The organism is Phenylobacterium sp. (genome assembly GCF_004297125.1).
GTDB lineage: Bacteria > Pseudomonadota > Alphaproteobacteria > Caulobacterales > Caulobacteraceae > Phenylobacterium.
Window position 1 is genome coordinate 39,096 of sequence record NZ_SCVD01000032.1, and the last position, 6,140, is coordinate 45,235.

Below are 6,140 nucleotides of genomic sequence, written 5' to 3' on the forward strand. Positions count from 1 at the left end.
TCCGCTAGCCCCGGACGTAGCCGGATGTGCGCCGGCGGCGCAGGGCGGCGCCGAGGATCCCGAACCCCGCGACCATGATCGCCCAGCTTTCCGGTTCGGGGACCGCCGCGGGCGCCCACGTCGGAAGCCAGGCCGTCGAGATGGCTTCCGCGTCAAAGCCGATGAACTCGAACCCGCTCAACCGCAACTGGCCGGTCAGGGCGTAGTTCGTGGCGTTGGTCTTCAGGTAGTGGAATTGCGTGCCGAAGCCGGCGTTGGGCGGATCGAGGTCCAGCAGGTTGAAATCGAACCGGCTCTGTCCCGTGCCCGCAAGGTCGTAGCTGCTCGAGGTGGCGGAGCCAGCCCCATCCGGACGCCGTCCGACGGCAAGCGGATCACCGGTGGCCAGGGGGTCCAGTTCGAGCCACTCGAGATAGCTGCCGATGTCGAACCCGCTGATCTCGTCGAGGATGACCCGGTGATAGAAGTGCAGGAAGCCGGTGTCGTTCGACCGGACGACGCGCTCCTGGATGGTTCCGCTCACGACGCCTCCGGCCGCGCCGTTGATGGTGAACGGCTGGAGGCGATCTTCGAGCACGACGCCCGCCAGATCGGGTTCCTCGGCCGACGTCGTCGCTCCCACGCCATAGCTGCCCGGACCCGCGATGGGCGTCGAGGCCGCCTGGGCGGGCGCAATGGAGACGAGGGGCGCGGTCAGCGCGGCGGCAGACGCAAGAAGCACATGCAACGCGTTACTCATGACACGCTCCCTCTTCCTTCGTGTTTCAGATTTCCTTCGTGGACAAAGTGGAGTTCTTACAGTGAAGCTGTCGAAGCTACTGCAGAGCTACTCTATCATGTTGTGGGCGAAGCTTCACGCGTCATGCGCGGCCTAGGCTGCGGCGATCGCCCGGCCTTCGGCGTCACGCCCGACCCAGCGCAACAGGCAGGCGTGAAGGTTCTCGAGGTCGATCGGTTTTTCGACGCTGTCGACCATGCCGGCTGCGCGCATGCGCGCGACCTGCTCGGGAAGCACATCGGCGCTCATGGCGATGATGGGCGTGCGGGCGGCCGGGCCATTGAGAGCGCGGATGGTGCGCGTCGCCGAGAGGCCGTCCATCCCCGGCATGTGGACGTCCATGAGGATGAGGTCGAAGCGGCGAAGGCGCGCGGCCTCGACGGCCTCATGCCCATCACAGGCGACCTCCGCTGTGCATCCGAGCAGGCCCAGCAGCGCCACGCCCAGGTCCCGGTTCACGGGATGGTCGTCGACCAGCAAGACGTGGGCGGAGAGTTCGTCCGCGTCCTGGTCCTCAGCGCCGGCGCCCGTCGCCTGCTCGGCGCGCATGAGCACGACCTCCATCCAGAACTCAGACCCCGAGCCCGGCGCCGACGTTACGCCCACGCGGCCGCCCATCGCCTCGACCAGACCCTTCGCGATGGCCAGGCCGAGGCCCGTGCCGCCATAGTTCCGGCTGATCGAGCTGTCGACCTGTCGGAAGCGGTCGAATAGGAAGGGCTGCACCTCCGGCGGAATGCCGACGCCCGTGTCGACCACCGAGATGCGGACGCGGTCGCCGGCGTCGCCGGCCGTCACGCCCAGGGCCAGCGTCACGCCTCCGGCATCCGTGAACTTCACGGCATTGTTGAGGAAGTTGAGCAGCACCTGGCAGAGCCGGTGATCGTCGCACACGTAGGCCGCCGCCAGCTCTCCGGTGACGGTCATGTCGAGCGCGAGGCCCTTGCGTTCCGCCGTCTCGTTCACGATCGCCAGGACGTCGCGACAGACCTGGGCGAGGTCCACCGGCTTGGGATCGAGCTCGAGCCGGCCGGCCTCGACCTTGGAGAAATCCAGGATGTCGTTGACGACGGTCAGCAGTGCGGCCCCGGAACGGCGGATCACGCCGATCTGGTCTCGCGCGGCGTCCGGCAGCGACGCGCGCTCGAGGACCTGGGCGAAGCCGATGATCGAGTTCAGCGGCGTGCGGATCTCGTGGCTCATCGTCGCCAGGAAATCGGTCTTGGCGACCGATGCGGCGTTGGCGCGGTCACGCGCGCGTCGATCGGCGCGGGCCCGGCTGGTGAGCAGGGCGCGAAGCCGCTGCTGGTGCGTCGCCATCAGGGCGGTGATGATGCCGGTGGCGAACACCATCGCCAGATAGACCTGGGTGATCGCCACCTTCCGGTTGATGTCCTCGTAGCCCGCGAGCAGGCCCGGCGCCCCGAAGGCCGTGGCCAGGGACAGCATGACGGCGCAGATGAGGGCCATGGCCAGGGTCAGCGCCCGCGGTCCGAGACGAAGGCCCAGCAGGGTCATCGCCGGGAACATGCCGAGCAGGGCCACGGCTCCGAACGGCGTGAAGACAAGGCCGGTCATTCCGCAGACCAGCAGCGCGCCGGCGGCGACCTCCCAGGTCCGCTTCGTCGCCGCCGCGCTCCTCTGGCCCAGCAGCAGGATCGCGGGAAGCACGACCGACATGCCGAGGAACTTCGCCGATAGCCGGCTCGCGACCATGGTCAGCGGGAACTCGCCTTTCATCGCCATGACGACAAGGCCGAGCAGAACCGTGCCCACCACCAGCATCGGCAGCAGGGCCAGGAAGATCAGCCGCGCGAACCGGCCCGGCGTCGTGAGGCGCACGGCGTTCAGCCGGCGGGCCAGCGTCGCCACCACCACCGCTTCGACCGAATTCAGCAGAGAGAAGCCGACCGAGTCGAACCAGGAATGACTGAAGGCCAGCACACAGGCGGTCTGGATCGCGAAGCCGGCGGAGAGGCAGGCCGGCGTCCAGCGGCGCGGCAGCAGCAGGATGGCGCCGATGACGAAGGCGTTGGCCGTCCAGATCGTGTCGACGCCGCCCACTTCCACGCGAAGGACGTTCGTCAGCCACAGGTTGAGGCTGTAGCCGCAGCACAGCAGGGCGGCGACGATCGCCGGAGCACGACGCCTGTCTGTCTCGGACACGAAAGCTTTCCTGAAGCGTATTGACGCGGCGCGACCCTAGGTGGCGGACCCGAACGAAGCCTTAAGGACGCGGGCGCGGCGAAGCTTCGGCGGCCCTTATCGATCCTCCAGCCAATCGGCCGAGCGCATCTCCTGCAGGCGCGAGGCTGTGCGCTCGAACTCGAAGGCGCCGTCGCCTTCGGGATAGAGCTTCGTGGGTTCGGCGTCGGCCAGGACGATCAGGTGGGTTCGGGCCTCGTAGAGCTCGTCGATCAGGATCACCAGGCGCCGGGCTTCCTCGCGCCGGTTGGAGCCGAGCGTCGGCACGCCGTCGAGGAACACGGTGTGGAAGCGCTCGGCGATGGCGACATAGTCGTTCGGTCCCAGCGCCACGGCGCAGAGGCTGGCGAAGCTGGCCCGCAACAGGCCGCCGGCGGCGTGGGGAAAGTGGACCTTGCGGCCCAGCACCTCGAGGGTCTCGCCGCTTTCCTCCTCCGGCCCCAGCATCTCGCGCCACAGGGCGTCGAAGGAACGGTCGTTGTCCGGGTCGATGGGCGAGAACCAGGCGCCCGCCGCGCGGATGCGGTCCAGCCTGTAATCATGGGGACCGGCAAGCGTGACCACGTCCACCTTGCTCTTGAGCAGCTCGATGAAGGGCGTGAAGAGCTGGCGGTTGATGCCGTTCTTGTAGAGCTCGTCGGGCAGGCGGTTGGAGGTGGCGACCAGCGTCACCCCGCGCGCGAACAGCGCCGAGAACAGCCGCCCCAGGATCATGGCGTCGGCGATGTCGGTGACCTGGAACTCGTCGAAGCACAGCAAGCGCGCCTGGCCGGCCACGACGTCGGCGACGGGCGGGATGGGGTCGTCGCCCTTGTGCTGGCCGAACTTCGCCTTGCGCGCCGCGGCGTCGCCCTTGCGCCAGGCGTCGATCAGCCGGTGAATCTCGCCCATGAAGACGTGGAAGTGGGTGCGCCGCTTCGACGTCTCCTTCGAGGTCTCGAAGAACAGGTCCATCAGCATGGACTTGCCGCGTCCCACGGGCCCGACGAGGTAGACCCCGCGCTGGCCCTCGGGCTTGTGGAACAGCTTCTTGAGCCCGGTCCTGGGTGGGTCGGCGGCCAGGTCGGCCTCCAGCCGGACGAGCCGCTGGAGCGCAGCCGCCTGCGCCGGGTCCGGTTGGATCGAGCCTTCGCGGATACGCGCGTCGTAGGCGGCTTGCAGGGCGGAGGCCATCGGTCCCGCCTAGCCGCGCCGACGGCGGAGCGCAAGGAACGGGCGGCCGCGCGGCGGGTTGAAGGTGTCCAACCCCAGGGAGACGCGCATGGCCGATCAAGAAGACCGCAGTTTCCAGCCCGACCCCGATAACGATCCGCTCGCCAAGGTGGATCCGGCCAAGCTGGGCCAACCCGACACGCCCGAAGCGGACTGGGGCGAACCCCTGGAAGGCGAGGCGCAGTCGGGCGCCAATCATCTCGCGCGCGAGGATCGTCCGGAACTCGACCGCGGGCAGGGCTCCAAGACCCGCCAGGCCACCAAGGACCAGATCAGCCGGCGGACCTAGATGTCGAGCTCGCGGCGCACGAAGCGATAGGTCTCGCGCTTCTCGCAGGCGCAGGCCCGCATCCGGCCCTTGTCGTCCCACCAGACCAGCAGGGGGTAGGCGAACTTCACGCCGTTGGCCTTCATCAGCGGCGTGAGGTCATCGACCATCTTGCGGCCGGCCTCGATAACGGCCGTGCGGGCCATGTCACCGTCGGCGGGCGGGATGCCCTGGGCCTTCCAGGCGTCGGCGGGCGCGGCCTCCCAGGCCTGCAGCAGTTTCCAGTCATGGGTGAGCCAGAGCTGGGCAACGGTGGCGCGCTCGGCCGGCGTGGACTTCGACACGCCGTTGCGGTCGCGGCGCGCGATCTCGATGACGCGGGTGTCCACCCCCTTGGCGTGCAGCTTGGGGAATTCCTCCTCGGTGAAGCGGATGCAGTCGGGGCAGGTGCGGAACGACACCATGTAGAGCCGCTTGCCCTGCAGTCCCGGCGAGGCCCAGCCCGAGCTCTCCAGGATGCGGACGATCTGCGCCTGGTGGCGGGTGACCGTCTTGGGCCACCAGCGCGCCTCGTAATGCCAGAAGGCCCAACCGCCCACGGCGGCGGCGATCAGGACCAGGACAAGGGCGACCAGGGCGCGGGTTCGGGTCATGTGGAGCTCTCCGTCCGCCATCAACATCACAGCTTCGGCGCTGTTCGCGATGTGGAAAAGCGTTCGCGGGCGTCAGCGCCTCTTATTTCGCCGGCGCGGGGCGGCTAGCCTCGCCGGATGCGCCGCGTCTCCCTGCTGGGCCTGCCCACCGATCAGCACTCATCGTTCCTCCGGGGAGCGGCCAAGGCGCCGCCCGCGATCCGCGAGGCGCTGTACTCCAGCCACAGCCACCTGACGGCGACCAACGGCCTCATGCTGGACGCGGAGAGCCTGAGAGACCTGGGCGATGCGCCGCTGCGCGAGGACGTCGAGGACTTCGAGCGGATGGTGGAGGCGGCGGGCCAGGCTTTCGCGGCCGGTCCGGCGGTGATGCTGGGGGGCGACCATGCGGTGACCTATCCGATCCTCGTCGGGGTCGCCGCCGCCGGGATCGCGCCGCCGCAGATTGTGCATATCGACGCCCACTCGGACCTCTACGAGGACTTCGAGGGCGATCCCCTAAGCCACGCCTCGCCCTTCGCCCGGATCATGGAGAACGGGCTGGCGGCCGGGATCGTCCAGCTGGGCATCCGCACCCCCAACGCTCATCTGACCGCCCAGGCCAAGCGCTATGGGGTGAAGGTGTTCGCGCCGCATGAGCACGAGGCGGGGCTGGCCGCCCTGCCGACCGGACCGACCTACATCTCCATCGACCTGGACGGCCTGGACCCGGCCTTCGCGCCGGGGGTGTCGCACCACGAGCCGGGCGGGCTGACCACCCGCGAGGTGCTGGAGGTGATCTGGAAGACGCCCGGCCCGGTGGTCGGCGGCGACATCGTCGAGCTGAACCCGGACCGCGACGTGAATGGCATGACCGCCGTCCTGGCCGCCAAGCTCCTGAAGGAACTCGTGGCCAGGATCAGCACGGACGCTACTGCATCGTGGGGATGACGAAGGCGGAGTCCTCGACGGCGCCTTCGGGCCAGCGGGCGGTGATGGTCTTGGTCTTGGTGTAGAAGCGGACGCCCTCCATGCCGTGCTGGTT

7 protein-coding genes are annotated in these 6,140 nt (G+C 68.8%); 2 read left to right on the forward strand and 5 right to left on the reverse strand.

Annotated elements, in window-relative coordinates:
• Window positions 1–4: 4 nt before the first annotated feature.
• The 3 genes from EPO51_RS22395 to zapE form a co-directional block, all read right to left on the reverse strand.
• Window positions 5–739, reverse strand: a complete 735-nt coding sequence (locus tag EPO51_RS22395; protein WP_293354871.1) for a PEPxxWA-CTERM sorting domain-containing protein — start codon at window positions 737–739, stop codon at window positions 5–7.
• Between the two features lie 132 nt (window positions 740–871).
• Window positions 872–2,944, reverse strand: coding sequence for an ATP-binding protein (locus tag EPO51_RS22400; protein WP_293354874.1), 2,073 nt, complete (start codon window positions 2,942–2,944; stop codon window positions 872–874).
• Between the two features lie 96 nt (window positions 2,945–3,040).
• Complete coding sequence (zapE, locus tag EPO51_RS22405) at window positions 3,041–4,156, reverse strand: cell division protein ZapE (RefSeq protein ID WP_293354877.1); 1,116 nt, start codon at window positions 4,154–4,156, stop codon at window positions 3,041–3,043.
• An 88-nt stretch (window positions 4,157–4,244) separates the two neighbouring features.
• On the opposite strand from zapE, the gene EPO51_RS22410 reads away from it, so the two are divergent.
• Complete coding sequence (locus EPO51_RS22410) at window positions 4,245–4,484, forward strand: hypothetical protein (protein WP_293354880.1); 240 nt, start codon at window positions 4,245–4,247, stop codon at window positions 4,482–4,484.
• Here EPO51_RS22410 and EPO51_RS22415 read toward each other — a convergent pair.
• Window positions 4,481–5,116 carry a hypothetical protein gene (locus EPO51_RS22415; protein ID WP_293354883.1) on the reverse strand — a complete coding sequence of 212 codons (636 nt, stop codon included), beginning with the start codon at window positions 5,114–5,116 and terminating at the stop codon, window positions 4,481–4,483. The genes EPO51_RS22410 and EPO51_RS22415 overlap by 4 nt on opposite strands.
• Before the next feature lie 117 nt (window positions 5,117–5,233).
• Between EPO51_RS22415 and EPO51_RS22420 the strand changes: the two genes are divergently transcribed.
• Window positions 5,234–6,046: an arginase family protein gene (locus EPO51_RS22420; RefSeq protein WP_293354886.1), complete on the forward strand. Its 813-nt coding sequence runs from the start codon at window positions 5,234–5,236 to the stop codon at window positions 6,044–6,046.
• Here the strand turns inward: EPO51_RS22420 and EPO51_RS22425 are convergent.
• The coding region (locus tag EPO51_RS22425; protein WP_293346612.1) for a hypothetical protein at window positions 6,027–6,140 on the reverse strand (114 nt) is incomplete at its 5' end. The two genes, EPO51_RS22420 and EPO51_RS22425, sit on opposite strands and share 20 nt — an antisense overlap.

Coding starts and splice junctions, on each gene's coding strand:
- EPO51_RS22415 (WP_293354883.1), bottom strand. CDS start 5,116: ATGACCCGAACCCGCGCCCTGGTCGCCCTTGTCCTGGTCCTGATCGCC.
- EPO51_RS22395 (WP_293354871.1), bottom strand. CDS start 739: ATGAGTAACGCGTTGCATGTGCTTCTTGCGTCTGCCGCCGCGCTGACC.
- zapE (WP_293354877.1), bottom strand. CDS start 4,156: ATGGCCTCCGCCCTGCAAGCCGCCTACGACGCGCGTATCCGCGAAGGC.
- EPO51_RS22410 (WP_293354880.1), top strand. CDS start 4,245: ATGGCCGATCAAGAAGACCGCAGTTTCCAGCCCGACCCCGATAACGAT.
- EPO51_RS22420 (WP_293354886.1), top strand. CDS start 5,234: ATGCGCCGCGTCTCCCTGCTGGGCCTGCCCACCGATCAGCACTCATCG.